Source organism: Streptomyces sp. MUSC 14 (assembly GCF_001866675.1).
Classification (GTDB): Bacteria; Actinomycetota; Actinomycetes; order Streptomycetales; family Streptomycetaceae; genus Streptomyces.
Map to the genome: position 1 here is coordinate 1 of NZ_MLYN01000118.1, position 25,164 is coordinate 25,164.

Consider the following 25,164-nt stretch of genomic DNA (forward strand, 5'->3'; position numbering starts at 1 on the left):
GCTTGACGAAAGACATAGAGGCACCCCCCCGCACATCAGCAGCCTGGACGGTTCCCACCGTCTCCTGGCCGCCGTGCTGCGCCGCAGCAGAATCATCACCGGCGCATCGTCTTCACTCCGCTGCCTGGAACACCGGCCTGGGCGCTCGCGCGACGCCGAGCCCGTCTGCCGTCTCACGACGACCGCCCGACAGAAATGCCACAGCGCAGGACCCGGGGCTCAAGAGGACGGCGTGGGGCCTGCCGCCTGCTCGCTGATCCATTGCATGGGCCCCTCCATCTGCCTCAGGTAGGTGGCGCCGTTGTGGGTGCCGCCGGGTATCTCCCACAGCTTGGTGTGGACCGGGCCCTTTCCGTAGGTGGCCATGAAGTTCTTGACAGCCCTGATGGTCGCGGGGTTCTCCCTCGTGCCGACCTGGAACGCGACGTAGACGTCCGGCCCCTTGGCGGCCGTCAGCTGCTTGGCCAGTACCTCCGGGTTGTTCTCCCGCATCTCCTTCTCGTGGCCCCGCCACAGCGGGGAGTCGGGGACGATGTCGGGACCGTTGGCGATGGCGGTCTTGAACTTGTCGGGGTGCTTCAGGACGGCCTTCAGGCTGGCGAAGCCACCGGTGGAGGAACCCATGTAGCTCCAGCCCGCACGGTCCTTGATGGTGCGGAAGTTGGCCTTCATCAGGTTCGGGACGTCCTCCGTCAGCCATGTGCCCATCTTCGGCTGGTCGGGGATGTCACTGGCGTCCCAGTAGATGCCGTGTGTGTCTGGTCCTGGATTGAGGATCGGCATGGCCAGCAGGAAGGGCTTGCTCCTGCCCTGCTCGTACCACTTGGAGATGCTCTTCTGCAGGGAGAGCCGGTCGGAGCCGAACTCGCCCACCGACCAGTAGTTGCTGTCGTTGCCGGGACCGCCGGGCAGGGCGATCATCACCGGGAAGCCGCTCGTGGCGAACTTCGCGTCCTGGTATTCCTTGGGCGCCCATACCCATACCTTGCCCTTGAATCCGGACTTGGGTCCGTCCAGGGTGACGACACTGACATGGGTGCCGTCGCTCAGGGTCTTGACGTTCCTGAAGTCGGCCTTGGGACCCGTGGGCATCAGAATATTGGAGTCGGCGGGCTTGGCGCTCCTGTCGTGCTTCGCGCTGCCGGCCTGGTCGTAGTTGACGGGGTCGCCCTTGTCGGTGAACGGCGGTATCTCGTAGTGGCTCATCACCTGCCAGGCGACCAGACCGAGCGAGGCCACGGACACCGTCGCGACGATCCAACGGCGGGCACGGGACGCACGGCGCCGGCCACGGGACCGGTGCACTCCGGCGGATCGGTTTGTCATCTTGCGGCTCCGGCTGGTACTGCCCCAAAGGGGGCATGGAGGTCAGTTCCGTCCCATCTAGATGGAAGTCCCAGGCCAGAGGTTGCTTCATGAAGCCGTCCAGTAGGTCTTTGATACGAAACCACGACAATCGGACCGTAGTCCGGCTTGCGGGTCTCGGTGTCTCCAGCCGGCACCGGACGCAGGCGGCCGAACCCGGGCGACGGACCGGCCTGTCCGGCGTTTCCGCAGGTCAGTCCCTATTCTTTCGCCGAGGCGGGGGGAATCGGGTCCTGACCTGATCCCGTCACTCGCGCAACCCGGCTCGTCGCTCATCTGTGCCTGGCGCCACTTCGACGCGGAAGAACGCCACACGCCTGCGGCGCTGGGCGGCCATGTCCGCCAGGCGGGCGGAGGCGGCCCTGCGGGCGCCGAAGACCCCGTCCAGGGTCTGTGACGTGCAGGTTCATGTGAACGGTCGTGTTCTGCTGGACGGGCGGGGCGGGCTGGTCGATCGTGCTGCGGCACCCCTGTGTCGTCCTCTTCCCGGGCGTGATCCTGCGGTGGCACCGTGACCTGATGCGCCGCCCCGGTGCAGCATTCGGGTTCTCGTCCTCCGCTTGGCCCGCGGGTAACGGCGCCTGGGCTGTCGGCGTGTCCACGGCGACCTTGCCGCCCTCGGCGTCAAGGTCGCACCGTCTCCGGCGTGGGAGATTCTGAAGCGGTCCGGTATCGAGCCGGTGCCGAACGCGACAGCAGACCTGGGCCGCGGCCCAGCGCGGCCGGCCCCACGCGATCCTGGCCCGTATCCGCGCCCCCGGCGCGACCTCCCGTCCCACGGCGACCGGGTGCCCGGGCTGTGAGGAACGTGGTCATGGACTTCCAGGGCGCGGGCGTCACCGGCTGGGCGTCCATCGACGTGGTCGCCTCGGTGACGTCCCCGACGAGGATGCTGCGAGGTCCTGCGCCGGGCCCTGCCGACGTACTCGAGAGTGTGCTCAATGAGGTACGGACGAACGTGCTCAGTGGGACGACAGGCTGTTTACGCAGCCCAAGCGGGGCAGTGGCAGCGCGGCGACACGCCGCTCACGGTCACTGACTCGCGCCACCCGCCGGACCGGCGACCTCCGCGCCGACGGTGCGCGCGGCAACCCGTACGGTCTGCCGATCCTCCTCGCTCTCCGAGGTCGCCAGCGCGAGGCAGAACTGCCGCCGCGCCTCGTCGCGTTCGCCGAGGTTCCAGAGGAACTGCGCGACGTGGAAATGGGTGTGGTGCCCCGCGCGCGGATCGGCGGCGAGTTCGAGGGCGAGCCGGCGCGCCTCCTCGTAGTCGCCGCGGCCGTCCGCAGCCCGGCCGTACAGGGCGAAGAGCAGGCCGACCCGGAGCTGCTCGATGTGCGGGTGGGAACGGAGCTCCCGGCGGAGTTCGTCCTCGGCGCCGGGGACGCCGTCGGAGGCGCGGCGGCAGATGTCGTCCCAGCGGCGCTTCAGTTCGTCCGAGCGCTCGCGGAATCCGGGGTCGGTCACCTGGTCGCGCATCACCGCGAGCACCGGGGAATCCGGGGCGACCCGCTCCAGCCGGCGCAGGACGTCAGCCAGTCCGTCTCGGTCATCCGTCAGTATCCGTGCCATGCCGAGGAGTTCCAGGCCTCCGACGTCGTCCCGGGGCCTGGACGTGAATCCGCTCCGCGACCTCTGCCACCTCGGACGCGGGGACTCCGCTGCCCGGTCGCTGAGCGAGGCCGGCCAGGATCCGGCACAGCTCCTTGATGTCCGCGAGCGACGCGCGGCCCTGGGCGGCCAGCTCCCGGTAGGCGTTCGCGCGGGCCTCCAGCAGACCTAGCTCGCGATCCAACCGGCCGCGCAGACCATCCAGTTCGGCCCTCCGCCGACGGAGCATCGGGTAGGCCGGGTCGTCGTCACGGCAGTGCCGGGCGCACTCCTCCATCACATGGGCGCATTCGTCCAGGCGGCCGGCGCTCACCAGACAGGAGGCCATGTTCAGCCGAACGCGTGCGGTCCCCGGCAGATGCTCCACCAGCAGCCGCCAGAACGTGAGTGACTCCGCATACCGGCCAGCCTGCGCCAGCCCGATCCGCGGCCGGGTCGGCGCCGGACGTGGCATCGGACAGGACGCCCAACCACCGCTCCCGGTCCTGAGCGGACCTGGCCTCCTTCACCCCGCGCAGGGCCTCGTTCCCGCGCGGATCCGGTCCCGCAAGCAGCCACGGCCAGTCCACGTGGTACTCCGCCACGGCGTCACCCCCGTCTCCTCCGCCACGGCTTTCCTTCCTCTCCCTGCATACCAGAACGCCTCTTTCCGCCACGAGGGCGTTGCCGGCCGTACGGCAGGTCCTCGACGTGGCCGCACGCGGCCTGTTGGCCGATGCCACCACACGGACTTCAGCGGGGCGGCCCTGCCGGGGACTCCGCGTCTGTACGCCGACCGACCGGGACTATGACCTCGACGAGTTCCACCGCGTGCGGTGGTTGTAGCCGTCGGCCGGAGACATGCCCTCGGGGCCGGGGTCGGGGCCGACCGGGTGGCACACCGTCACGTCCTACGGCTCCGGGTCCCAGGCCACCAGCTGGTCGAACAGACGCCGGTTGCCGTCGAGTTCCAGGGCGTCCAACGGGATCCGGCCTTAGAAGGCGAGGACGAGGTCACTGGCGCTGCCACGGGCGGAGGCGTCGGCCGCCGTCCGGATCCTCGTCGGCGGGGGCGTCGGCGGGGGTCGCGCCGGGTGAGGGCAGGCGGGCGACCCGGGCGCCGTCGTCGGAGAGCCAGTTGCGCCAGGAGCGGCCCTCGGCGATGTGGTGGTCGACGGCAGCGGGTTCGTGCGGCCAGGCGACCGTCGTGGTGCAGAAGGTGGACAGGAACTCCTCGACATCGTCGAGAGCCACCTCGTCCGGCAGTGGCTGCGGGGCACCCACGGCGAGCTGGGCGTCGTAGGTGTGGACCGCCATCTCGTGCAGCTGGCGGCGGGCGGCGCCACCGCAGGTCCGCGGAGACTGCGACTTACCCCACCACGCCCAGCAACCGCGATCCGGGCCGGCCTCCTGCAGTGCGTCCAGCAGCTGCTGTGTCGATGCCGCCAACCAGGCCAGCAGGGCCTCACGCTCCCGAGGTGCGGCCGGTTCGCCCTGCGGTGCGGACTTGGCCGATGCGGCAGGTCCTGCGGCGATGGTGGCGGCCCAGGCGCGGCGTCCCTCGCCCAGGTGCTGCGCCAGATCGAACAGCGTCCACTCGGGGCAGGTGGGCACCTGCACGTCGAGACTGGGCGCGGCGGCGACCGTGGCGCGGAAGGCGTTCGACCGTTCGGCGATGAGTCGCAGCAGGTCGGAGAAGTTCAGGGTGCTCTGCACTCCGCATGTGCATCACTGGGCTCCGGCAACGGGACAGCGACTTTCCCCACGGACTCGGGGCGCGTGGTGCGGGGCGCGTGCCCTCGGACGATGCGCTGTTCTCGGGTCCGGCCGAGACCGGCACTCGCGGTACTGCGGCTGCGATGGCGGGTGGTGCTCGTGGCGGACCTGCCACGGCTTGTCGGCATACGCGGGCGACCCGTCACCGCGTCCACCGCTGCGTCGGCGGATGGCGCTGGCCGTCCGGACGGACTGCGCTCCGTCGCAGCCCGATCAGGGTCGGATCGATCATCAACCTCCCGCCGGGGAGCTTGATCACCGGCGGGCCGTTGCGATGAGGCGTCGCAGTGCGGCCTGGGCGGGAGGGCCCCAGGTGGCCTTGCCTCCGGGGCGGCCGTGGACGCCGGCCTCTCCGACGTGGATGCAGGCGAGGGCGCGCAGCACAGCCCAGCCGCGGGCGCGTCGTAGGGTAGCGGCGTCCGGGCTTGGCCGGTAGGTCTCGTGGAAGCGGTCGACGGCGCCGTCCGGCAGCAGGATCCAGGCGGCGGCGAGGTCGAAGGCCGGGTCGCCGGCGAAGAGGTCGCCGAAGTCGATCACGCCGGAGAAGGTTCCGTTCGTGGTCAGGATATTGGCCGGATGCAGGTCGCCGTGGAGCCAGAGACGTGGGCCTGCCCAGTCGGGCGCGGCGGCGGCCTCTTCCCAGACCGCGCGAACGGCGTCCGGGTTGCGGATGAGCCCCAACTCGGTCGCCGAGGTGAGGCTTTGGGCGAAGTGCTCGGCGGTGTCAGCCAGCGGTCCTCCGCGGTCTCGGCCTTCCGGCGCCTCGTCGGGGGCGGGGTGGTGAAGGGCCGTCAGGAATCCGGCCAGGGTGACGGCTGCCTCCGCGGCGCGCGTTGCGGGAGCCCGGTCGGCGGGTTCGCCCGGTACCCAGGTGGTGACGAGCCAGGGCCGCGGGAAGCGCGCGGAGGGCTCACCGAGGCGTTGCGGGACCGGGATCCGGAGGGGAAGGTGCGGGGCGAGAAGGGGCAGCCAGGCATGTTCCTTGCGCAGCAGCGCGTCCGCGGACCGCGTCGCCCAGGGCAAGCGGACGGCGAGGTCGTCGCCGAGCCGCCACACTTGATTGTCCCAGCCGAGCGCTCCGAGCTTCAGGGGGCGGCCCGCCAGATCGGGGCACTGCTCGCGCAGCAGGTCCCGGATCAAGTCCTCGGTGATGTCCATCGCGGTCTCCGTCATGCGGAGCAACGGTAGTTGAGTAGCGACCGACCCGGACTCCGGGCGGAGCGTGTCGAGTTCCAGCTGTTCGGGTCAGGCGATCAGGGGACGTTGCGTGGGTGCCGCCGTGAAACATGGCGCCGTACGGGATTGGCCATGGCCGCTGTGAACGAGATCTGAACCCCGTCTGCTCCGGGCGCTCCTGGCTCTTCCGCTGCACGTCAGCGGTCCTCTGTCTCGGCGCTCACGATGCCCAGCAGGCCGGGGAATCGCAGCTCGATGTCAGTTCGGCGGAGACTGGCCATCCGGCTGTTGCCTCGGTCGACCTGCCGGATCAGCCCGGCCTCGCGCAGCGTGCGGAAGTGGTGTGTGACCGTCGCCTTGGACACCGGCAACCCGAACGAACTGCAGGTCCGCGCGGTCCCGTCGGGTGCGAGTGCCAACTCGCGGACCACTCTGCGGCGCAGCGGGTCCGCCAGCGCGGCGAGTACCGGGCCGAGCTCGATCTCCTCGACGGGCGGGTGCCCTTCTTCGTCGCGCATACGAGAGTCTCCCGGTCTCAGCCTTAAGGTATGGCTTGCATCGTACCTCCCGGCCCCGCTAGCGTGCTTAGGTACGAAGTTTATCGTACCTAAGCGGGGGAGAGACCCATGACTCAGCCGTTCGCACTCGTCGGCACGGCCCGCCCCAAGCCCGAACGGACCGCAGAGCTGAAGCAGTTGCTGCTGTCGTTCGTCGAGCCGACCCGGAAGGAAGCGGGTTGCCTGGAGTACCACTTCCACGAAGATCGCGACGAACCCGGTGTCTTCGTGTTCTACGAGGCATGGCGTTCACAGGCGGACCTCGACGCCCACCTGGCTCTGCCGCATATGCGGGCCTTCTGGGAGCGGCGCATGGAATATCTCGAATCCGACCTTGAGATTCGATTTCTCACCATGCACAGCCCGTACTGACAACAGAAGGGATGGGCTATCCGGAACGGACGATGGTGAGCCCTGACCGGGGGATGCGATGAGTGCCTGACGTGCGGGGGTGAGGGCTTGTGGTTGTCGGAGGCGCGGCGCCAGGCCGGACGTGGGCTGTTGACGGCACCTGGGCGCGGGTGTTCAGCGCGTTGATGGCTGAGGCCGGCGGTGCGGCGGGCGCACCGGCCAAGCACGCAATCGGCCGATCCCACAGCGGGCTGACCACGAAGAGGCACCTCTCTGCCGCGTGGGCCCTTGCGGACAATGCCTACTCATCCCGGGCGATCCGCGGTCACCTGCGCAAGCGCGCCATCCAGGCAGTGACTTCCGTCCCGGCCGGTCAGCGCGGCAACCGGCTGCGACGGGGCAGTCGAAGCAGCCGAGACGGCCGACCACCGGCCTTCGACCGAGAGGCTTGCACGCAGCGCAACACCGTCGAGCGGTGCGTCTACCCGCGCAACGACAGGGTGGACCGGCCCAACCGCGGTACATCGTCATCGAGCTCGGCATCGGCTCCCGCTTTCCAGGTGCGCACGGGAGACGCGGTAGGCCTGGCAGTGTTCGCCGCCTGCGATGGCGGGCTGATGGCGTTGCCGGGGAACCACCTGGCCTGCGCCAGACCCAGGGAGACGGATGGAGCGAGCCTGGCCGCTGCGTACTGAACGGCGCTCGCTGGACTACGTGTTCAGCGCCGTCGGCATCCGTCGAGTCTCGCCCGCCTTCTGGCCCGCCGCGAAGTTCCTGGCGGACATCCGTAGCCGTGGCCTGGGTCCATAGCTCCATGCGACGCCCGGTCGTCCGGCCTACGCCCACCGGCACCGGCTGACCCGCCCGGGCCACCCCGGGGGCGAGTAGGTCGCGGTCAACAGGCACTTGAGCGCGCTGCGGTCTCCGGGAGGCCGAAGTCCGCAACCTCGGTGCCGACGGCCGGGCGGCAGGGCGGCCGTCGGCACCCAGGTTGCGGACCGGGGGCGCCGGACGGCCGATCGTCACTGATGCGCGGCGGTTGTCACCGTCCCGTCACAGCCTGCGGCCGGTGAAACCCACACCTGTGGTCCGGTATCTCCCCTGGTGTCAGCAGATCTTCGTAGCAGAGGATGCTCATGAACCACCGTTACGTCTCCGCCGCCGCCGTCCTCGCCTCGGCCGCCGCCCTCCTCGCCGCCACCGGCGGGTCCGCCAGCGCCGGCCCGAATGCGGCGGTGGGCAGCCCGGCCGCGTCCGTCAAGGCCGGTTCGGCCAGGACCACGGGGGCCACGTCCTGGAAGCCGTGCTACCTGCCTGCCGGGTACAAGCACTTCTTCAAGCTGGGCTCCGCCAAGAACGTCCGGGGCAAGACCGTCGTGCGCGTCACCCCGGAGACGTGCAAGGTGAACACGTCGAACGACGAGGACGTCGTCTACACGCCGAGCGGAGCGGCCCGGTCGCTCGTCTTCGCGTCGGGCGCCTCGGTCAAGGTCCTGAAGGACACCACGACCGTGAAGGTCACCCCGAAGTGGCTGGTGAACCACAAGCTCGCCAACAGCCCGTACTTCTACTACCGCGTCAACGGCCACAGCCAGATCACCGCCGTGGAGGAGATCTACCACCCGTAGGTGAGTGGGTCTGTCCGCTTCGAGCTCGGAGCGGACAGGGCCCGCCCTGCTGGCTGCGGACTCGTCACCGAGAGGCATCGCTGAGCAAGGGGCTGGCGGCTTCGGTTCTCCTACGATGGAAGCGACAAGGGTCCCACGGGCAGGGGTGATTCTGATGGCCGATCGCACCACAGAGGTTGATCAGTCCCAGCCGAGCATCGCCCGTGTCTACGACTACCTGCTCGGCGGCAAGGACAACTACGCCGTCGACCGCGAGATCGGCGACTTCTTCATCAACGGCCTGCCGGGCTCGGCGGCGTTCGCATCCGCCAACCGCCAGGCGCTCGTTCGCGCCGTGGACGCGATGGCCCGCGACGGCATCCGCCAGTTCATCGACCTGGGCAGCGGTCTGCCCACCGCCGACAACGTGCATCAGGTCGCTCAGCGGCACACTGCCGAGGCACGCGTCGCCTACGCCGACTACGATCCGATGGTGCTCGCCCACGGCCCATCTCAATGACGCCGAGCGGCCTGCCGATCTCGTGCGCTGGTGGGTGGAGCGGGTGTCGTCGGACAGCCGGGTCTACATCTCTCACTTCCGCTCCGGCGAGAACGAGGAGACCCGGCTCGCGGAACAGAAGCCGCAAGGGAGTTTCGGTCGTGGCCGCTGGCGCACCGACGAGGACGTCATCGGCCTGTTCGGCGACCTTGAGCTGCTCGAACCGGGGCTGTTCCACTGCTCGTTGTGGCGACGGGAGCCCGCTCCGGGCGCCGATGGCGCCGAAGTCGACGTGCACGAGGCCGGTCTGACGGTGTGGGAGCAGCTGATCTCCTGCGGACTGGCTCGCAAGCCGTAACGGGGCGTCACCCCGCAGGCCCTGCGCAGTCCCTTGTGTTGCTCGCCCTAAGCCGCGTGGCCGTAGCGACAGGGGTGCTCACGCGGTCAGCCACGGGTCCTCCGGCTGCGGTCCGAGCGGATCCAGGGGGGAGAGTTCCCTGCGCGGCCGCCAGTCGGGGGCATCGGCCCGCAGGGCGGCGACGCCTTCCGAGAGCCCCTCGAGTTCGCGGGCGAACACCTCACCGCTGTCCTCGGCGAGCGCGACTTCGATCAGGACGGTGACGGACAGCGGCGCGAGTCCCAGGGCCGGGTCGGGGCGAACGACCGGATCGCCCGCACCGGATCCGGACGCGACTCGGCATCGATGTCCCACCGGCCGCCGCAGGCGTCCATCAGGATCTCCCCGAGATATGCGGCAGCCGCACGCACGAAGTCCGCGTCAGGGCCCCCGGGTTCGGCGAGCAGCGCCCGCTCCAGGGCGGCTGATGAAGCCGGACTGTAGTCGAGGGAGAAGCCGTCCGGCAGGTTCGCCTGCTCCAGGCGTGCGACGAGGACCGGCAGTTCCTCGAGCCACCGCTCCAGCAGCCGCTCCCGCGAGGGGCCATCGGTGTGATCCATGCCCGGCAGTCTGGGGTATCACGGCGTCAAGTTTCTTCTCACAAGCCCCAGTTGTCATGTGTGGCTCATGTGAAGGTACTGGAACCCCTGTCACTCGAGGGCTACGGTGCCGCATCGGGCGGCCATACCAACGGGGCCGTGAGCCGCCCCGACCACAGCTCGAATCCCTGCCCAGCAAGGGACTACGTCACCATGCATCAGCCGATACGTGCCAGAGGCCGCTTCACGGCCCGTGCCACGGCAGTCGTGCTCGGCGCGACCGCGCTCCTGTTCGCCGGGCTGCCCGGTCTCCAGGAGCACGCGGACGCAGCCGCGCGCATCACCCGGTGCCAGGACAAGTACGGCACCTCACCGACCCCGCCGCCGCGCTCCACCCTCCCCGGCTACCGGCCGACCGGACCCGGTCAGTGGTCCACCACCGGCTCCCGGGCGGCTGCCCATGCCGGCGGCGTCCGCGATCACTCATCCGCATCGCCCGGAAGACGGCGGAGCGGGAGCTGCCGAGCCTTCAGGCAGTACCTCGAAGGCCTGGAAAAGCGGGGGGTGCCGACACCCCCTTCGTCGCCAAGGCCGGCGAACAGGCTGAGGAAGGGGAGTCGGCTGCGTCCGGTGGGGGCGCTCGGGTCAGGCGCCGACCGTGCCGTCCACACCCTCGCGGAGGAAGTCCGCGTGGCCGTTGTGGCGGCCGTATTCGAGAATCATGTGGAGCATGACCATCCGCAAGGACACGTCCTCGCCCCAGCGCGGTTGGTGTCCGGCAAGGTCGAGAGATTCGGCGTGGAGTTCGATGCGGCGTGAGTGCTCGACCTCGGTCTCCCATACCGCGAACGCCTCCTCGGCGCTCGCGTGCGTGGTGTCGTATGCGGCCTGGAAATCGAATTCCTTCTGTGACCAGACCATCGGTGCGGCGTTGTCTTCGAACGCCCGGCGGAACCAGGCACGTTCGACCTCGGCCATGTGGCGGACCAAGGCGAGCAGGGAGAGGGCCGACGGCGGGCTCGACCGCTCCTTGAGCTGATCCTCCGTCAGGCCCTTGCACTTCATGGCCAGGGTCGCCCGGTGGAAGTCCAGGAATGCCCGCAGTGTCTCGCGCTCCGTACCGAAGTGCGGCGGGCCAACGCGTTCGAAGGGCATGGTGGGTTCCTCTCGGAAGCGAGTCGGGGCGTCGAACATATCCCGTCCCCCCAGTCCGGTGCAGCGTGCCTGAGCGTCGGGCTGAACCACTCCAGCCGGAGCGTGAAGAATGCCGCGATTCTGCCCGGCGCCCCCAGGCCGTGGACGACCGCCATGGACTGCCCGCTCGCCACATCCGTGGCGTCGCCCCACCGTGACCGGGATCCCAGCGCCTGCGACCTCGGGTCGTGCAGGAATCGCCTGCTTGCTGATCCCATGGTGCCGCTGTAGTGGGGATTCCTGCGCCAGGGCCCTTTTCCTCGTCCGATGTCGTCGGGTGCGCCGAGTTCTTCTGGTTCGCCGAGTCCGTCCGGTTCACCGAGCCCGTCTGGTTCGCCGGTTCCTTCGGGTGCGTCGGGTTCTGAGGACGGCTCGGGTTCCTGACGTGGTGCGAGGTCGGGGTCAGAGGCGTCGCCGTTCGTCTTTTGGATGGGGTGTCAGGACCAGTCCGGGCGTTCGCGTGCGGAGGCGGATGACGATGGCTGCGACGGTGGCGGTGCTTGGAACGACGTCGCTGCTTTGGGTTAGTGGGCGGCGATTGCTCGTGCGTGCGCTTGAGACGGTTGATGGCCCACTCGAAGGTGTTGTGGTTCTTGTGTCGCTCTTGGTCGCAGGTACTGATGTCCTGGACCGTTGCTTCTTGCACGGCTTGTCGGTCTCGCACTGTGGTTCCGCCACGGTGTTTCGTCCTGGTGTTCTGCCGTTGTGACCTTCATTGATGTGGGGCCGGCGGCGGGTCGTTGCGGGCGCCGGCGGCGCGATGGCGGGCGCGCGAGCACGGCGTACACGGAGATGTGTCAGTCGATCTTGCCCGCCGCATCGGATGTGGCCTGCACCGGCTGGATCAGACTCTCCCATGTCCCCGTCAGCCGACCACAGCCGGTGCGGTTCGTAGACCGTTCTCCATGGTCCGAAGCGTTCGGGCAGGTCACTCCCCACTGCACCCCCGTCCGTATCCGATACAGGACGCTGCGGATCACCCGGCGATGGTCCCGCCACCGGTCGCACCGGCTGCTACCCATGGGCAGGATCGGCCGCAGCAGTTCCCATGGGTCGTCTGTCACGTCCCGCGAACGGTCATGCTGCGGAAAGGAGTTCTGCCGTCCGAACGGCACGGCCTACGCTTCTGCGATCGATGACATTGCATATCCGACGTAACCGGGGTGTTGGTGTGGGCATGAACAGCGGCAGCGGCTCTGCGTCGTGGGAACGGTTGCCTGGCTACGTCTTCCGGCCGTATCGCGGCCATGATGACCATGACGGGATGGCTGCTGTGCGGCTGGGCTGTGCGCAGCGGGATCGGATCGACGCCCGCTCGATCGTGGATGGACTCCCCACGACAGCCGGGATCGCTGAGTCCTGCGCCAAGCTGGACGACCCGTCCGAGAATCAGGTCTTGGTGGAGCGCGGCGGTGGCGTCGTCGGCTACTCGACGATCAGGTGGTGGCAGGAGCGCGACGGTACGTGGTTGTACCTGCACCGTGGCCACCTGCTTCCCGAGCACCGTGGCCAGGGCATCGGCTCAGCCATGCTCGACTGGGCAGAATGCCGTATCCGCCGGCTCGTGCAGCAGCACGGAACCACACAGGTGGCTGTGTTCGGCGCGAACGCCATGGCCTCGGAACGGGATGCGACGACGCTGCTGCTCGAAACGGGATACCGGTGTGTCTTCAGCCTGGTGGAGCTGGAGTTGGCCGATCTCCGACAGCTCCCCGACGGCAAGCCGTTGCCCGCCGGCTTCCGAGTCGGTGCCGTCGATCCGAGCAGCTTCCGCGTGGCCTGGACGACAGTCGTCGATTCGTATGCGGACGCCGCCTTCACAGAAACGTGGACGTTCGAGGGCTTCCTTGCTACAGCCGCCCCGACCTGCTGGCGGGCTGCCTGGGAGCGGGAACATATGGCAGCGGTCGCCCTGTGCTCCATCCGCCGACACGACCCCACTGTGGGCGAAGTAGAAGAACTGAGCGTCCGGGCAGAGTCAAGGCGTCTGGGACTTGGACGGGCCGTGCTGCTGGACGGGCTGTGGTGCCTTCGCCAGCATGGTGCGCAGACCGCTCGGTTGTACACCGGGACTGCGAATCCGCACCGGTCCTACGACCTCTACGAGAGCGTAGGGTTCCAACGCCAGAACGAGTACGTCCGCTACCGCAAGCCGATCGCCGTCTGATCCGAAGGAGATGTTCCATAGTCCCTCGGTGGCACGGATTCCCCTTCCCGAAGGCTGAGTGCGACTTGTTCACCCGGACATGTCCTGGTCGTCGGAGTTGTCGGTGCGGCGTCGGCGGTGCCAGGCGGTGGCGAGCATTCCGAGGAGCATGAGCAGGCCGCCTGTTGCGATGAGGATGTGTTGGGTGCTCAGGAGGCCGGTGTTCCATTCGGCGGCGGCGTCTGTGGGGGTGTCTTTGCGGGGTGAGGGGGTGGTGGTGGGTTTGCCGCCGTTGTGGGGGAGGGTGTGGTCTTCGTTGTCGTTGTCGTCGTCGTGGTTGTCGTGGTCGTTGCAGTGGGTTTCGGGGAAGGGGAAGGCGCGTTTGTGGTTGTCATAGGTTTTGACGACGAAGAGGGGGTGGATTCGGTAGAAGTCGTGGATGGCGAATTCGTATTGGCCGGAGGTCTGGGTGGGGTAATTCACGCTGAGGAATGTGGAGACGGTGAAGGTGGTCCAGGGTTGCTCGGGTGACCAGGGGGTGGATTGCGGGGTGCCTTGGAGGACGAGGGCTTCGGGTCCGCGTCGGCCGTTGGTGAGGAATGCTCTGAGGGTGGGTTCGATGAGGATGACGCGGCGGTGGCTGTGGCAGTCGCGCCAGGGGTTGTGGTGGCCGTGGTCGTGGTCTCCTTCGTGCAGGCGCAGGGTGGTGGGGGTGTGGTGTGGGGGTGTGTGGATGGTGGCGTGAGCTGGTGGGGAGGCGAGGGCGATGGCTGCGCCTGCCAGTGGTGCTGCGACCCAGGGGTGATGGTTCATCGGGTGACCTCCGTGAGCGGCGGGCGGGGGCAGCTCTTTGCCGACCGGGGTGTCGGCATCGTGTTAGAAACTATGAGAAATCAGCTCGTCATATCGTGAGCGTCCTCGGGTGCCGTACTACTTGTCACTCAACCGCAGCAGTCGTGGAGGCGAGAGGAAGCAGGCGGTAGGTGGTTTCGGCGGGGTAGGCGTCTTGGCGGGAAGCCGGTCTGCTTGCTGGGTTGGGCGTACGAGACGGTGCAGGTCAGCGGTCCGGCCCGTATCCCCCGCGTCGGGGCGGTTGCCTTCACCCGGGCCGAGGGTGGGAGCCTGTGACACTGCGGGACGCGCGTCGCAGTGCGCCATTCATTCCGCGCGCCCGCGCTCCTCCCTGCTCGTGCTCCCAGCCGTCTTCGTGTGTGTGCTCGGCTACCTGCCCTGCCGCTTGTCTTCGGCAAGGGGCGTGTGAACGGCGCCTTCTGGAGGCTGTGTTGGGCGTGGAGCGGGCACCGAGGAGCCGGACTGTCGATGCGTGGCGAGGCGGGCGGGGCGCGGTCCGGTTCTGTGTGTGGTTACCGCGTGCCGCGCTGGTGCTTTGCCGGTGGGTGCTTGCAGTGTGTGGTTGGCGGGCGGAAGCGGCGGTAGAGGGTTGCTCCGCCGATGAGTGCGGTGATGCTTCTGGCGCCGGCTGCCCAGGTGCCGTCGGTGCCGGTTCGCGCGAGTGAGCTTTCGGCGTGTTCGTGCGTGGTCGTGTGGGTGGTTTGTGTGGTGCGGGGCGGGGTTCCCTGCCCCGGCGAGGTTGGCTGTGTTGCCGCATACGTTGAGCGGCAGGTGGAGGGTGTTGCCGGAGATCGGGCCGGGGGATCCGGTTGCGGTGCGGTTTGCTGTGGAGTCGGCGTGTGCCGGTCCTGCGTCTGTGAATCTCCTGGGGTTATGGCTTGTTGCCTGTTGTCGGCTGAATGGGTGCGTATTGGTGGAGTGGTCTGAGGCCGCGTCGCGGACGGCGTGTGCGCGGGGCCCGGTGGCGCGCGACGCCCATGCGCAGGCGCCGCTGCGGAGGTACGCGCGTGGGTCGTGTCCCGCTTCGTGGTGTAAGCGACCTTGCTCGACGAGTTCCGGTAACCGCGCGTCGGGCACCCCATGAGGCACGGCTCCCGGGTCGCGCAGCGGCTGTCCTGCCGTCAGCGCCATGCGCGGCCCCGAACCACGCCGATGCGGCGAAGACCTGCCGATTCCGGCGCCTTGATCCGTTACACCACCTGGCGGGACGCCACCCGCGCGTGTGTCGGAGGTCTGTCTCTTCCCCCTCTCGGCTGCCGGGTTCTCGCTGCGGACGCGGGGCCGGCGTGGGCACTCCTGGGTTGGGGCGGCCTGCGTCATGCCATGAGCCGTGGTTGGTTTCGTGTCGGCGGTGGCGGTGAGGGTGGCGGCGTCACGTGGGTGGATCGCGTCGTGGAGTGTGGCCGCGAAGGTTGGAAGACGTGGTGTCCGTTCGTGACGGGCCCGCCGGGTGCGCTGTCGTGGCGCCTGGGATCGGTGGGTTCCTTGCCGGTCTCGCGGTCGAAGAGGTCTTGGGCCCGGTGGCGGCTTGCTCGCCCGGAGCTTCTGGACCGGTGGGGAGCCTTGGCGAGGCGGGATTCGGTCGGCCGGACGTGTAGAAGGGGGGGCGTCTGCCGGATCGGGTGTGAGGCGCGGGTGCTGAGGGCCGGTCTGCGGCGTCTGCCCCAGAGGCGAGTGCGGCCGAGGTGTCCGCCACCGGTGCTGAGGTGTGGTCGCGGGGCGTGAGGGCGCGGCGGTGTAGTGCGCCGCAGCTGGGATGCTCCTGCCCCGCCGGAGTACCGTGATCGGCAGGTCTCGTGGCGGGGGACGCTGAGGGTGCCGGTCTGGTCCTGTCGGCTTCACGGTCATCGCGTCCGGCCCTTCGCCGGCCAGGCACTGCCCTTTCCGCGCGGAGCAGTGTTCTTCTCCGGCCGGGTGCCGCCCCTCCGTGGTCGGGCACCGTGCTTCCGTGATCGGGCACCGTGCTCCAGGGCCGTGGCTTTGCCGTGCCGGCGGCTGGAGCGGCCGGAGCGGGCGATGCGGAAGCCGGCCGGCGCCGACCGTAAGGCGGGGGTGCGGCCGCGTTCCGTTAGTTTCGGCCAGGCCAGCAGGGCGCTTTCGGCGTGGTCGTCACCAGGCCGGGTCGTGGGTGATCGGGTCGACGATGCGGGCTCCGTCGTCAAGGTGCAGCGGCGGCGGGTCTGCGCTGTCGTGCTGGATCGCCCGGATAGCCCGTCCGAGCCGGGCGGTGCGTGGGTCCTCGCTGTGCAGCAGGCGGGTGACCAGGGCTGACGGTGTGTCGTGTGCGGCGGACACCAGCTCCTCGCAAGCGGGGTCGGCGTCGTGCATAGCGCCTCCGGGTCTCCTGTGCGGGGTGGCCGGGGCACCCCACTCCTGAGAATATCACTATATGTGGTGATGTCATCACAACGGGTTGTGTTGGAGGAGGAGTGGTGGTCAACGCCATGTGCACGCCCCATCGCCGGGCCGCTCGTCCCGCTGCCCCGGATCCGTCCGCCGACGCTGCGCGCGTGCTGGTCGCCGACCTCGACGGCACGCTCCTGGCGGGAGACGGCCGCGCGCGCCGACGGCTGCGCCATCTGCTGGACCTGCACCCCTGCATCACCGTGGTCTTCGCCACCGGCCGCTCGGTGCACTCCGTGCGCGAGGTCCTGGCCGACGACCCACTGGTGCCCGTGCCGCGCTGGATCATCGCCGATGTCGGGGCCAGCGTGGTCGACGCCGCTGACGGCAGCCGTGCCGAGGCCCTCCAGGAGCGGCTGCGCGCCGGATGGCCCGGTACGGAACGGGTGCGCTCGACCCTGAACGGCTTCATCGGCCTGTCCTACCAGGACGCGGTCGCGCAGGAGGGACGGTGTTCCTTCTACCTGTCTCCCGAGCACCTGACCCCGGGCCTGAAAGCGGCAGTGGCCGACCTCGGCTGCTCGTGGACGTACTCCGCCGGACGCTACTTCGACGTCCTGCCCGCGAACGCGGGTAAAGGGGCGGCCGTACGGGAACTCGCCCACGTGCGGCGCTGGCCGCTGCGTTCCCTGCTCGTGGCGGGCGACTCCCTGAACGACCTGTCGATGTTCGACCTGGGCGCCCACGGCGTGGTCGTGGGCAACGCCGAACCCGGCCTGGCCGCCCGCGTGCCCCTGTGTGCGCGGGTGCACCGTCCGGCACTGGACGGCGCGGCGGCGATCCTGTCGGCCCTGGAAGACCTCGGCTGGGTCAGCCAGCCCTCGCGCGTGGTGGTCGGATACCACCGTCCGCCCCTGCGCTGGTCGCAGCGTGGATGGCAGGCTCCCGTCAGCCCCAACGGCATCCTGCCCACGCTCACCTCCGCCCTGGATCCGCGTACCTGTGGAGAAGACGTCGTATGGGCGGCCGCACTCGTCACCGACCAGGACACCGCCCCCGCTGCCTCAGCCCCTGCACCCGCTCTTGCCTCCGATCCCGCTGCTGCCCCGGTCACCTCTTTCACGCGATGTTCCTGCCCGGCGCCTCCCACAGCGATCCGTCTGGCGTTGCTGCCCGTGGCATCCGCGACCTGGGCGGGCTACTTCCACGGCGCCTGCAAGGAGACCCTGTGGCCTGCCCTGGTGTCCGCGCCCCGCCTGATCCGTCACGACTCGCGCCACTGGGCCGACTTCGAACGGGTCAACTCCGCCTTCAGTGACCACATCGACGCCCATGCCGCCCCCGGGGCGACCGTCTGGCTGCACGACTACAACCTCTGGCTCGTCCCCGGCCTGCTCAAAGAACGCCGCCCCGACGTGACCATAGGCATCTTCCACCACACGCCCTTTCCCACGCCGGACACCTTCCGCCGGCTGCCCGCAGCCGGACAGCTGCGTACTTCACTCGCGCATCTGGACTGGGCCGGCTTCCACACCACCGCCGACGCCGACAACTTCCGGCGCCTTCTTGCCGGCACCGCCCGCCCGCCACGCACCGCAGTGCATCCCCTGGGCATCGACCACCAGGCGGTGCGGGCCCGCGTGGGTTCGCGGAGCGCGAGCTGCAGGACCCGGGCCGACGAGCAGTTGGTGCTCTCCGTCGAACGCCTCGACTACGCCAAGGCGCCCGTGCACAAGGTCCATGCCCTGGCAGCCCTGTTGGAGCGGGCGCCGCACTTCCGGGGCCGGGTGCGTTTCCGGCTCATCTGCCCGCCTCCGGAACCGGGCATCCGCGCCTACGAGGCTACCCGGACGCGGCTGGAGCAGGCGATCGCCGACCTCAACTGCCGCTGGGGGAGCGGGTCTTGGCAACCCGTCGACTATGTCCCCCGGACGCTGTCCTTCGGGCGCATCGTGGACAACTACCTTGCGGCGGACGTCTTCTGGGTGACCTCGCTGGCCGACGGGATGAACCTCACGGCGCAGGAGTACGTCGCCTGCCGGGCAGCGGCCGGACGCAGCGGCGTGCTCGTACTGTCCCGGCACACCGGGCTGGCCGCCCACCTGGGCGGGGCCGCACTCCTCACCGATCCCGGCACGCCCGACGACCTGGTCGCCACCCTCCACCAGGCCCTGACCATGACCCCCCGAGAGCGACGCCTGCACACCGCTCGCCTCGCGGCCCGCCTCACCGCCCCGGCCCCGGACGACTGGGCCCGTGCGATCTTGAAGGAGATCTCCTCCACCGACGCAGGGCCCTGACCCTCTCCCTCTCCCTTGCCGAGAAGGGCGCTGCGGACACGGCGGACGGCCCGCCGCGGCCGTTCCGGGCGGGGGGCCTCTTCCCGGCGCCAGTCGGCCCCACCGCAGACGCCGTACCACCGCCGGGGGGAACCCGCAGACCCTCCCGGCGGGCGAACATGCGCCGGAGAGAAGGGGGTTGCTCTCGGTCCGGGAGGTGCGCATGGACTGTCTCTGACGGCTGTACCGGGTGCCGCTGTACCGGGGTGCCGCTTTCGGGCACCCCGAAGGAACGTGCCGAGCGGACCGGGCGGGCCCTCGTCCGCCCGCTCTCCACGCGACCCGCCGCAGGCCGGACCCAGCAACTACTGGGTCACCACCCCGGGGCGGCCGACCGGGGCGCGGGCGGACTTGACCGCGTCCTGCGTGACCGCACGGTGCTCGACTGCGCGGACCTGCGTCGGCAGACATAGGTGGAGATGGTCCTCAAGGAGTCGCTGCGCCTACGCCGTCCCGCCGGGCCCGAGCGGTTCGGCGTGAGGGAGAGTGTCTGGCGCCCGCGGGCGGTCCGGATTCCCTTCGGGCTGGGCCCGGCGGCCGCGAGGGCGCGGCTGGCCGGCGGTGGTCGCGGCCGGACTGGTGGCGGCTGGACTGCTTGAGCGCTACGGCCTGCGCGCCGTCCCGGGACACGAGGTGACACCGGTCGAACGCCTCGTCCTGCGGGCTGCCGACGGCATGCGCACGCTTGCCGGTGTGCGGTCACCTGCCGGGCACATGGCCGGGTGAAGCGCGGCAGGCGCCCGCGGTCTCCCGGTGTGTGGCGTGTGGCGTGAGTCCTGTTCACCCGTTCGGGGGCGGGCGAATGCTGAGAGGGAGGTGGGCGGCGAGGGCTCGTTCAGGTGTGCCTGCGGGAGGCGTCCGGGGTGGAAATCCGCAGGTGGACCGGCTGGCGACGGAAAGCGACGCCGGCCCGGGCGCCAGGGAGTCGTGGCGCCTGGTGCCCGGGGCCGGCGGTACGTGTACGCGGTGTCGGTTGTCGTACACCGGTGGGGATCGGGGTCCCGGCCCGATTGCGGCGGCCGGGGCCTCATGGCGTGCTGTCGGACTGCGATCAGTCGTCGTCGCGGTCGTCGTGGTCGCAGTTCACGCGGAAGCTGGCCACGACACCGTCCTTGACGTGGACGCCCCTGGTGTGTCCCGGGTTCACGCCGTAGCTGTCGCTGTGGGCGCCGATGCTGGCGATGGGGGCGCCGTTGTCGCAGACCGCCCCGCGGAAGACCTCCACGCGCTTGCGGCTGTCGTTGCGGACGTTGATGGTCCTTGCGCCCAGGCCGCTGACCACGGTGATGCACTCGCCGGAGTGAGCGGAGTAGGACCGCTCGTTGATCAGGATCCGGCCTCCCCCCCTGTGGCCGTGGCCCCGGCCCCGGCCCTCGTCGCCTCTGCCTTCGCCGCCTCGGCCCTCGTCGCCTCTGCCTCTGCCTTCGTCGCCCCGGCCTTCGTCGCCGCGGCCTCCGTTGCCCTTGCCCTGTCCGGAGCCGCCGTCGAGGGAGGCTTCGGGAGCGGTGGCCGGAGCAGCGGCCGGAGCAGCCGGAGCGGCGGGGGCAGCAGCCCGGACGGCTGCCGGTGCGGCTGCCGGTGCGGCGGCGGCCCGGGCCGGCTGCGGCGCCGAGGAGGGGGCGGAGGCAGCAGAGGCGTAGGTGATGCCGGTCGCGGCGAGTGCCGCGGCGGCAGAGACGGTGGCCGCCACCATGGTGGAACGAGCGAGCTTCATGTCGCTTCTCCTGTTCTGGATATCTCGGAGATGCCGGCTCGTCAGCCGACTGGGGTCAAACGTACTCATGGCGGTCATATCAGTCATATCGGAGAGCAGGGTCAGGGGGCCGTTCGGGGTACGCGTAGCCCTTGACTGCCGCCCAGTCGGGGTGCGAAATGACCGGGCGAACGGGTGGATTGAATGACTATTAGCCTGTCCGGATGATCCACTGACACCTGCTCATCCGCTTCCGGCGGCGTGTCGCTCCAAAAGCCGTCAGCTGATTCGTGTTAAGGCTGCGCCCAGGCCTCCTCGACGTACGGCCCGGCCCGGCAGTAGGACCGCCGGGTGGCGGCGGGTCAGCCCTGCCCGGGGCCGCTGCCGGTGCCGTTGACCGGCGAATCCGTGCATGCGGTGATGTGCGTCCTGTCCCGGGCCTTCGTAGGTCGGCCGTACGGGACCGCGCCCGACGTCGGCCGGTCGGTCGGCTGGGCGCGGTGGCGGGCCGTTGACGTCTGCGGCGTGCGGATCCCTGTGGGGCCGTACGAGCGGATGTGCGGTCCACCCCTTCGCACCCCTTGCTCCGCTCGGCTACTTCGGGGCGACGGCCGGGGATGCTGGCCTTGCCCTCTCCGTCGAGTGTGAGCGTCGCCCTTGACGGCGGCTGCACCTCTGGCCGAAGGATGCCGGAGCGTGGGCCGGAGCGCGCTCTGGGTCTGGGCGGGACGGGGTGGGATCGGGCAGGCGACGCGAGCCGGCCCGCGTTCGGCGCGGGGCGCGGCCGTTTTCGGTCGCCAAGAGCTCCGTCCTGACGGTCGAGATGTCCGGGCCTGGGTGTCGGCCGTGCGCCGGGTTCCCTAGGCGTCCGGGTGTGGCAGTCCCGGGGTGCCCGCGCCGGGCGCTCCGCGCGGTTCGTCGGGGGCGGGGTCCTGTGCGAGCAGCGGCCGCAGGGCGCCGAGTGCTGCGCCGACGCAGGTGTCGCGCAACTGGGTGCGGGTGCAGGTCTCGTGGGTGAGCCAGTCGACACACAGGACCTGGACGAAGACCAGCCAGCTCTTCAGGACGGCGGACACGGCCTCGCGGGAGTTCTCGTCCGCGAGCGGGAGAACGGCCAGCAGCCGCGCACGGAGTGCGTCCAGTTCGTTCGTCATGATCGTCTGAATCACAGGGTCGCCCGCGAGGACCCGATTCGCGGCGAGGACGGCGTTGCGGTTCGCCACGAAGTAATCGAGATGGACGTCCATGCCCTGGGCGAGCTGCTCCGCCAGGGAGTCCGCGGGGTCGAGCCGCGTCCCGGCGAGCAGCTGGTCCGCCGCCTGCTGGTAGACGGCCGCGAACAGTGCGTGCTTGCTGGGGAAGTGACGGTAGAGCAGGGCCCGGGAGACACCGGCTTCTTCGGCGACCTCCTCCATCAGTACGTCGGCGTAGGGGTGTGCGGCGAAGAGTCGGGCGCCGACGGCGAGGAGTTGGGCGCGGCGGTCGGCGGGGGCGAGTCGCTGGCGAGGAGGCACGGACGAAGCTTAGTTGACATGTGTCTACTGGTGCCGCCACTGTAGTAGACGCATGTCAACTAAGCTTCGCTGCGACAGCTTGGAGGAACGATGGCCGGAGCTCTGCGCGTACTCACCACGCTGATGGGCTGGGCCTGCGTGGCGATCGGGCTGTTCCACGTGGCACTCGGCAACGCGGCGATCCCCGGAGCCGGTTCCGCCGGCACGACGGTCGACAGCTGGGGCCGGTTCATGGGGGCCAGCTTCGTCGGCTACGGGCTGGCCTGGCTCTGGGCCGCGCGGCAGCGTCCGATCCCGGCCCGGGAGGTGCGGTGGCTGGCCGGCGTGTTCCTGCTGGGCGGCGTGGGCCGACTGCTCTCGCTCGCCGTGCACGGCTGGCCGCAGTGGTTCCAGATCGTGCTGGCGGCGATCGAGCTCGGCCTTCCACCGGTCTTCTTCTGGCTGGCCGGCGCGGAGGAGCGTGTCCTGCACAGGGGCGCGGAGGCCGTGTCCGCCGACCGGTGAAGCGCGCGTGAGCTCCTCAGGACCGCGTGCCCCGGACGGGACGGCCGGCAGTGCCGGTGAGGAGTCGTGATCGTCGGCAGGGGGCGCGGCGTGACGCGGTCGGGCCGGGGGACCGTACGAGTCGAACGGCCTCGGCCGGCTCGGCCCGAGCGGTGCGTCAACCGCCTGAAACAGTGGCGTGGCGTCGTCATCTGCTGCGAGAAGGCCGCGACGATTTACCTGGCCGGATTCCGCGTCCCAGACATCTACCTCTGGGTTCCCGCACGGGTTGCCCTGGGTTCTCCCTGGTTCTCCCGGGCCGCCCGGCGGTCCGGACGAAACCGCATGGGCGGTGAGGCTTCGGGGCGCGGTCGGCGCCTCGCCGACAGGCGGCGGGGTGTGCAGTGCGCGCCGCCTTCGGCCTTGTCCTGGGCGGGATGACCTGTTAAGGACGATCATGAGTGTGAGGGATTCGGACGGCGGGTCCGCGCAGGCTGCGGATCAGGCCGACACAGCGGCAGACGCCGCCACCGACGCCGGTAGTGCACCCCTGGCGGGATGCGTGGCGCTGGTGACGGGCGCGTCCAGCGGTATCGGTGCGGCCACCGCCCTGTCGCTGGCGCGGCACGGTGCCGCTGTGGCGGTGGTCGCCCGCCGCACGGGGCGGCTGGAGGAACTGGCAGCGGTGATCCGTGACCGGGGCGGCTCGTGCAGCGTTCTCACCGCCGACCTTGCGGACGCGATGCAGGCGCGTCGGGCTGTCGAGGACGCCGTGGACTGCTGCGCGCGGTTGGACGTGCTCGTGAACAACGCCGGTTACGTGGCCACGGGCACCGTCGAGGAGGGCGACCCCGCAGAGTGGGAACGGATGGTCGATCTCAACTTCAACGCGGTCCTGCACCTGTCACAGGCGGCGATGCCCCACCTGCTCCGCGCCGCGGCGGACGGCCCACGCGAAATCGCCGATCTCGTGAACGTCAGCTCGGTCGCGGGCCGGGTGGTGCGCAGGAACAACGGCATCTACTCGGCGACGAAGCACGCGGTGGGCGCGTTCAGCGAGGCACTGCGTCAAGAGCTCACGGGAAGGGGCGTCCGGGTGGGGCTGATCGAGCCGGGTCTGACGGCGACGGAGATGGCGACCGGCCCAGGGGCCGCCGCCGCCCGCGGCCTGCCGCAGAACGTCTGGCTGCATGCCGAAGACATCGCCCGCGCCATCACCTTCATGATCACCCAGCCCTCGCATGTCGCAGTCAACGAGATCATGGTGCGCCCCACGGCCCAGGAACATTGACCAGGCCCAGGCCCAGGGGGCATCGACTGTCGACGCGGGTGGATCCGGGCGAGCTGGCAAACGTACGACCCTGCGGCCGCACGACGGCCAACAGGCGCTGCGGAGGGGCGTGATCCGGACATTTCCATTGCACGGACGGGGTGTTGACGGCGATGGGAGTGTGAGAACGGATGTGTACCGGCCTGCCTACGAACCGGTTCGGATGTCTGTCGGCTGCCGGCTGCTGAAAGTACGCGGTCCGGGAACGAGGGCAGCGAAGGGGTGGTGCGGGTAGGGCAGTCGGTTGCGGGTGCTGTCGGCCGAACGGGCGTCACAGGCGGCCGTCTGCTGCCGTACCGGCCTCACCATGCGGCAGCTCGCCTCGCCGTTCGACAGTTCGCCGGCAACGGCGAAGCGACTGCGGATCACGGACGCCCCTGATCCTGGTCCGATGCCGGGCAACGCGCGCTTGTTTCTGTAATGGCCGATTCTCCGCGCATGCGCTTGCGGTTGTGCACGCGCAGTTCGTCGGCCGGGAGTGCAGCCCTGCCTCGCGGTGATGGTGGTCCCTCCGGTATCCGTCATCGGGCTTTCTCACCTGCAACACGGGCCGGTCCGCACATGCCCTGACCTGTCCGCGGACCAACGACCCTGCTTGCGGCACCTGCCAGCTCGGCGCACTCCCGCCCTCCGCGGCCCTGGACGCTCCGCCCGTGCATCCCGAAACCGCCATGGCACTCCTTCTTGAGGCGGCCGCGCTTGCGACCGGCGTTACCGCCCCGGCCGGCCGGCTCGCTGTCAGGTCGGCGTCCGACAGCGCACTGGACAGGCGGGACCGGCTCCTACGCCGGCACCGGTGACAGGGACGGGCTGTCCACCAGCAAGATTGCCTCCTGCGTCTCGGAGTGAGGTGCCCCGTCCACTCGGACCTGTCCGGCTTCATGGCCTGCCGATCGCCCACGCCTCCGCCGGACTTCGCCGACGCGTTGACGAGTGGTCACCGCCTGGTTGGGCCGCCCGTCCCAACGGGAGCTGGTGGCGGCCACTCGTTCCGGAGGGAGCCCTGCGGACTTCACGGGTCGCACCGTGAAGGGTGCCTGGTCAGGGGCGGCGGGTTCTTCGAGGGGCGAAGGCGATGTCGCGATGATGCCAGGACGCAGGTGTCGTCGCTCGTGTCCCCCATCAGGCGGATGGTCTTCCCGCTCACCGTGGGGTGTTGGGGTGGCAGGTCCGTGGGTGGGCTGGTCTGTGTGTGGGGGGATGTGTGGGGATGGGTGTGGGCCCGGGCGCCAGGGGTGTGATGCCTGGTGTCCGGGCCCGGTGGTGCGTGTGTGGGTTGTGGTTTCCGGCTCGATTGCGGCGGGCCGGGGTTGTGTGTGTCGGTTCGGGGTCAGTCGTCGAAGTGGTCGCCGCCGCCGTCTCCGCCGCGCTCGCCTCCGCGGTCGCCTCCGCGGTCGCCTCCGCGGTCTCCGC

Annotated in this window: 22 protein-coding genes and 2 pseudogenes; 9 read left to right on the forward strand and 15 right to left on the reverse strand. The window is 69.9% G+C overall.

Annotation, left to right across the window (positions count from 1 at the left end; all coding sequences use genetic code 11):
- Window positions 1-219: 219 nt before the first annotated feature.
- The 6 genes from BIV25_RS45600 to BIV25_RS45625 form a co-directional block, all read right to left on the reverse strand.
- On the reverse strand, window positions 220-1,326 hold the full coding sequence (locus tag BIV25_RS45600; RefSeq protein WP_079177331.1) for an esterase family protein: 1,107 nt from the start codon (window positions 1,324-1,326) through the stop codon (window positions 220-222).
- Between the two features lie 1,071 nt (window positions 1,327-2,397).
- The gene (locus BIV25_RS45605; RefSeq protein WP_071378508.1) at window positions 2,398-2,937 is read right to left on the reverse strand and encodes a type IV pilus biogenesis/stability protein PilW; all 540 of its coding nucleotides are present in this window, start codon (window positions 2,935-2,937) and stop codon (window positions 2,398-2,400) included.
- Entirely contained in the window at window positions 2,915-3,430 is a 516-nt protein-coding gene (locus tag BIV25_RS45610) for a hypothetical protein (protein WP_071378509.1), read from the reverse strand. The genes BIV25_RS45605 and BIV25_RS45610 overlap by 23 nt, the downstream gene beginning before the upstream one ends.
- A 539-nt stretch (window positions 3,431-3,969) precedes the next feature.
- Window positions 3,970-4,671: a maleylpyruvate isomerase family mycothiol-dependent enzyme gene (locus BIV25_RS45615; RefSeq protein ID WP_371273156.1), complete on the reverse strand. Its 702-nt coding sequence runs from the start codon at window positions 4,669-4,671 to the stop codon at window positions 3,970-3,972.
- A gap of 315 nt (window positions 4,672-4,986) precedes the next feature.
- Window positions 4,987-5,904: an aminoglycoside phosphotransferase family protein gene (locus tag BIV25_RS45620; RefSeq protein WP_071378522.1), complete on the reverse strand. Its 918-nt coding sequence runs from the start codon at window positions 5,902-5,904 to the stop codon at window positions 4,987-4,989.
- Window positions 5,905-6,104: 200 nt separating this feature from the next.
- Window positions 6,105-6,425 carry a helix-turn-helix transcriptional regulator gene (locus tag BIV25_RS45625; protein ID WP_071378510.1) on the reverse strand — a complete coding sequence of 107 codons (321 nt, stop codon included), beginning with the start codon at window positions 6,423-6,425 and terminating at the stop codon, window positions 6,105-6,107.
- Window positions 6,426-6,533: 108 nt separating this feature from the next.
- On the opposite strand from BIV25_RS45625, the gene BIV25_RS45630 reads away from it, so the two are divergent.
- From BIV25_RS45630 to BIV25_RS45640, 4 genes and pseudogenes are all read left to right on the forward strand, one after another.
- Window positions 6,534-6,836 (forward strand): putative quinol monooxygenase, encoded by a 303-nt coding sequence (locus BIV25_RS45630; RefSeq protein WP_071378511.1) that lies wholly within the window; start codon window positions 6,534-6,536, stop codon window positions 6,834-6,836.
- Window positions 6,837-6,958: 122 nt separating this feature from the next.
- Window positions 6,959-7,297 (forward strand): annotated as a pseudogene (locus BIV25_RS53985) (hypothetical protein); the annotation flags it as partial.
- 654 nt (window positions 7,298-7,951) lie between these two features.
- The gene (locus tag BIV25_RS45635) at window positions 7,952-8,443 is read left to right on the forward strand and encodes a hypothetical protein (protein WP_071378512.1); all 492 of its coding nucleotides are present in this window, start codon (window positions 7,952-7,954) and stop codon (window positions 8,441-8,443) included.
- Between the two features lie 154 nt (window positions 8,444-8,597).
- Window positions 8,598-9,279 (forward strand): annotated as a pseudogene (locus BIV25_RS45640) (SAM-dependent methyltransferase).
- Between the two features lie 78 nt (window positions 9,280-9,357).
- Here the strand turns inward: BIV25_RS45640 and BIV25_RS51920 are convergent.
- The 4 genes from BIV25_RS51920 to BIV25_RS54905 all read right to left on the reverse strand — a co-directional run bounded on the left by BIV25_RS51920 (window position 9,358) and on the right by BIV25_RS54905 (window position 12,166).
- Entirely contained in the window at window positions 9,358-9,498 is a 141-nt protein-coding gene (locus tag BIV25_RS51920; RefSeq protein WP_177235664.1) for a hypothetical protein, read from the reverse strand.
- 32 nt (window positions 9,499-9,530) lie between these two features.
- Entirely contained in the window at window positions 9,531-9,878 is a 348-nt protein-coding gene (locus BIV25_RS45645; protein WP_071378513.1) for a hypothetical protein, read from the reverse strand.
- A 624-nt stretch (window positions 9,879-10,502) separates the two neighbouring features.
- The gene (locus BIV25_RS45650) at window positions 10,503-11,051 is read right to left on the reverse strand and encodes a DinB family protein (RefSeq protein ID WP_079177332.1); all 549 of its coding nucleotides are present in this window, start codon (window positions 11,049-11,051) and stop codon (window positions 10,503-10,505) included.
- 797 nt (window positions 11,052-11,848) lie between these two features.
- On the reverse strand, window positions 11,849-12,166 hold the full coding sequence (locus BIV25_RS54905; protein ID WP_143076840.1) for a transposase: 318 nt from the start codon (window positions 12,164-12,166) through the stop codon (window positions 11,849-11,851).
- 62 nt (window positions 12,167-12,228) lie between these two features.
- On the opposite strand from BIV25_RS54905, the gene BIV25_RS45655 reads away from it, so the two are divergent.
- Complete coding sequence (locus BIV25_RS45655) at window positions 12,229-13,218, forward strand: GNAT family N-acetyltransferase (RefSeq protein WP_177235665.1); 990 nt, start codon at window positions 12,229-12,231, stop codon at window positions 13,216-13,218.
- Window positions 13,219-13,287: 69 nt separating this feature from the next.
- Here BIV25_RS45655 and BIV25_RS45660 read toward each other — a convergent pair whose 3' ends face one another.
- From BIV25_RS45660 to BIV25_RS45665, 3 genes are all read right to left on the reverse strand, one after another.
- Window positions 13,288-14,010 carry a hypothetical protein gene (locus BIV25_RS45660; protein ID WP_071378516.1) on the reverse strand — a complete coding sequence of 241 codons (723 nt, stop codon included), beginning with the start codon at window positions 14,008-14,010 and terminating at the stop codon, window positions 13,288-13,290.
- A 408-nt stretch (window positions 14,011-14,418) separates the two neighbouring features.
- Window positions 14,419-15,897, reverse strand: a complete 1,479-nt coding sequence (locus BIV25_RS54910) for a chaplin family protein (protein WP_371273157.1) — start codon at window positions 15,895-15,897, stop codon at window positions 14,419-14,421.
- 261 nt (window positions 15,898-16,158) lie between these two features.
- Window positions 16,159-16,377 carry a hypothetical protein gene (locus tag BIV25_RS45665; RefSeq protein ID WP_071378517.1) on the reverse strand — a complete coding sequence of 73 codons (219 nt, stop codon included), beginning with the start codon at window positions 16,375-16,377 and terminating at the stop codon, window positions 16,159-16,161.
- Between the two features lie 182 nt (window positions 16,378-16,559).
- Between BIV25_RS45665 and BIV25_RS45670 the strand changes: the two genes are divergently transcribed.
- Together BIV25_RS45670 and BIV25_RS51925 are read left to right on the forward strand one after the other, a co-directional pair.
- Window positions 16,560-18,692: a trehalose-6-phosphate synthase gene (locus BIV25_RS45670; protein WP_256257221.1), complete on the forward strand. Its 2,133-nt coding sequence runs from the start codon at window positions 16,560-16,562 to the stop codon at window positions 18,690-18,692.
- Between the two features lie 618 nt (window positions 18,693-19,310).
- Window positions 19,311-19,457, forward strand: a complete 147-nt coding sequence (locus BIV25_RS51925) for a hypothetical protein (RefSeq protein WP_177235666.1) — start codon at window positions 19,311-19,313, stop codon at window positions 19,455-19,457.
- 325 nt (window positions 19,458-19,782) lie between these two features.
- On the opposite strand, the gene BIV25_RS45675 is transcribed toward BIV25_RS51925, so the two are convergent.
- Window positions 19,783-20,445: a hypothetical protein gene (locus BIV25_RS45675; RefSeq protein WP_071378518.1), complete on the reverse strand. Its 663-nt coding sequence runs from the start codon at window positions 20,443-20,445 to the stop codon at window positions 19,783-19,785.
- A gap of 839 nt (window positions 20,446-21,284) precedes the next feature.
- Window positions 21,285-21,938, reverse strand: coding sequence for a TetR/AcrR family transcriptional regulator (locus tag BIV25_RS45680; protein WP_071378519.1), 654 nt, complete (start codon window positions 21,936-21,938; stop codon window positions 21,285-21,287).
- 90 nt (window positions 21,939-22,028) lie between these two features.
- Here BIV25_RS45680 and BIV25_RS45685 point away from each other — a divergent pair, with 90 nt between their 5' ends.
- A complete protein-coding gene (locus tag BIV25_RS45685) occupies window positions 22,029-22,442 on the forward strand; it encodes a DUF4345 domain-containing protein (RefSeq protein ID WP_071378520.1) in 414 nt (137 codons plus the stop codon).
- 436 nt (window positions 22,443-22,878) lie between these two features.
- Window positions 22,879-23,712, forward strand: a complete 834-nt coding sequence (locus BIV25_RS45690) for an SDR family NAD(P)-dependent oxidoreductase (protein WP_079177335.1) — start codon at window positions 22,879-22,881, stop codon at window positions 23,710-23,712.
- Window positions 23,713-25,164: the final 1,452 nt, after the last annotated feature.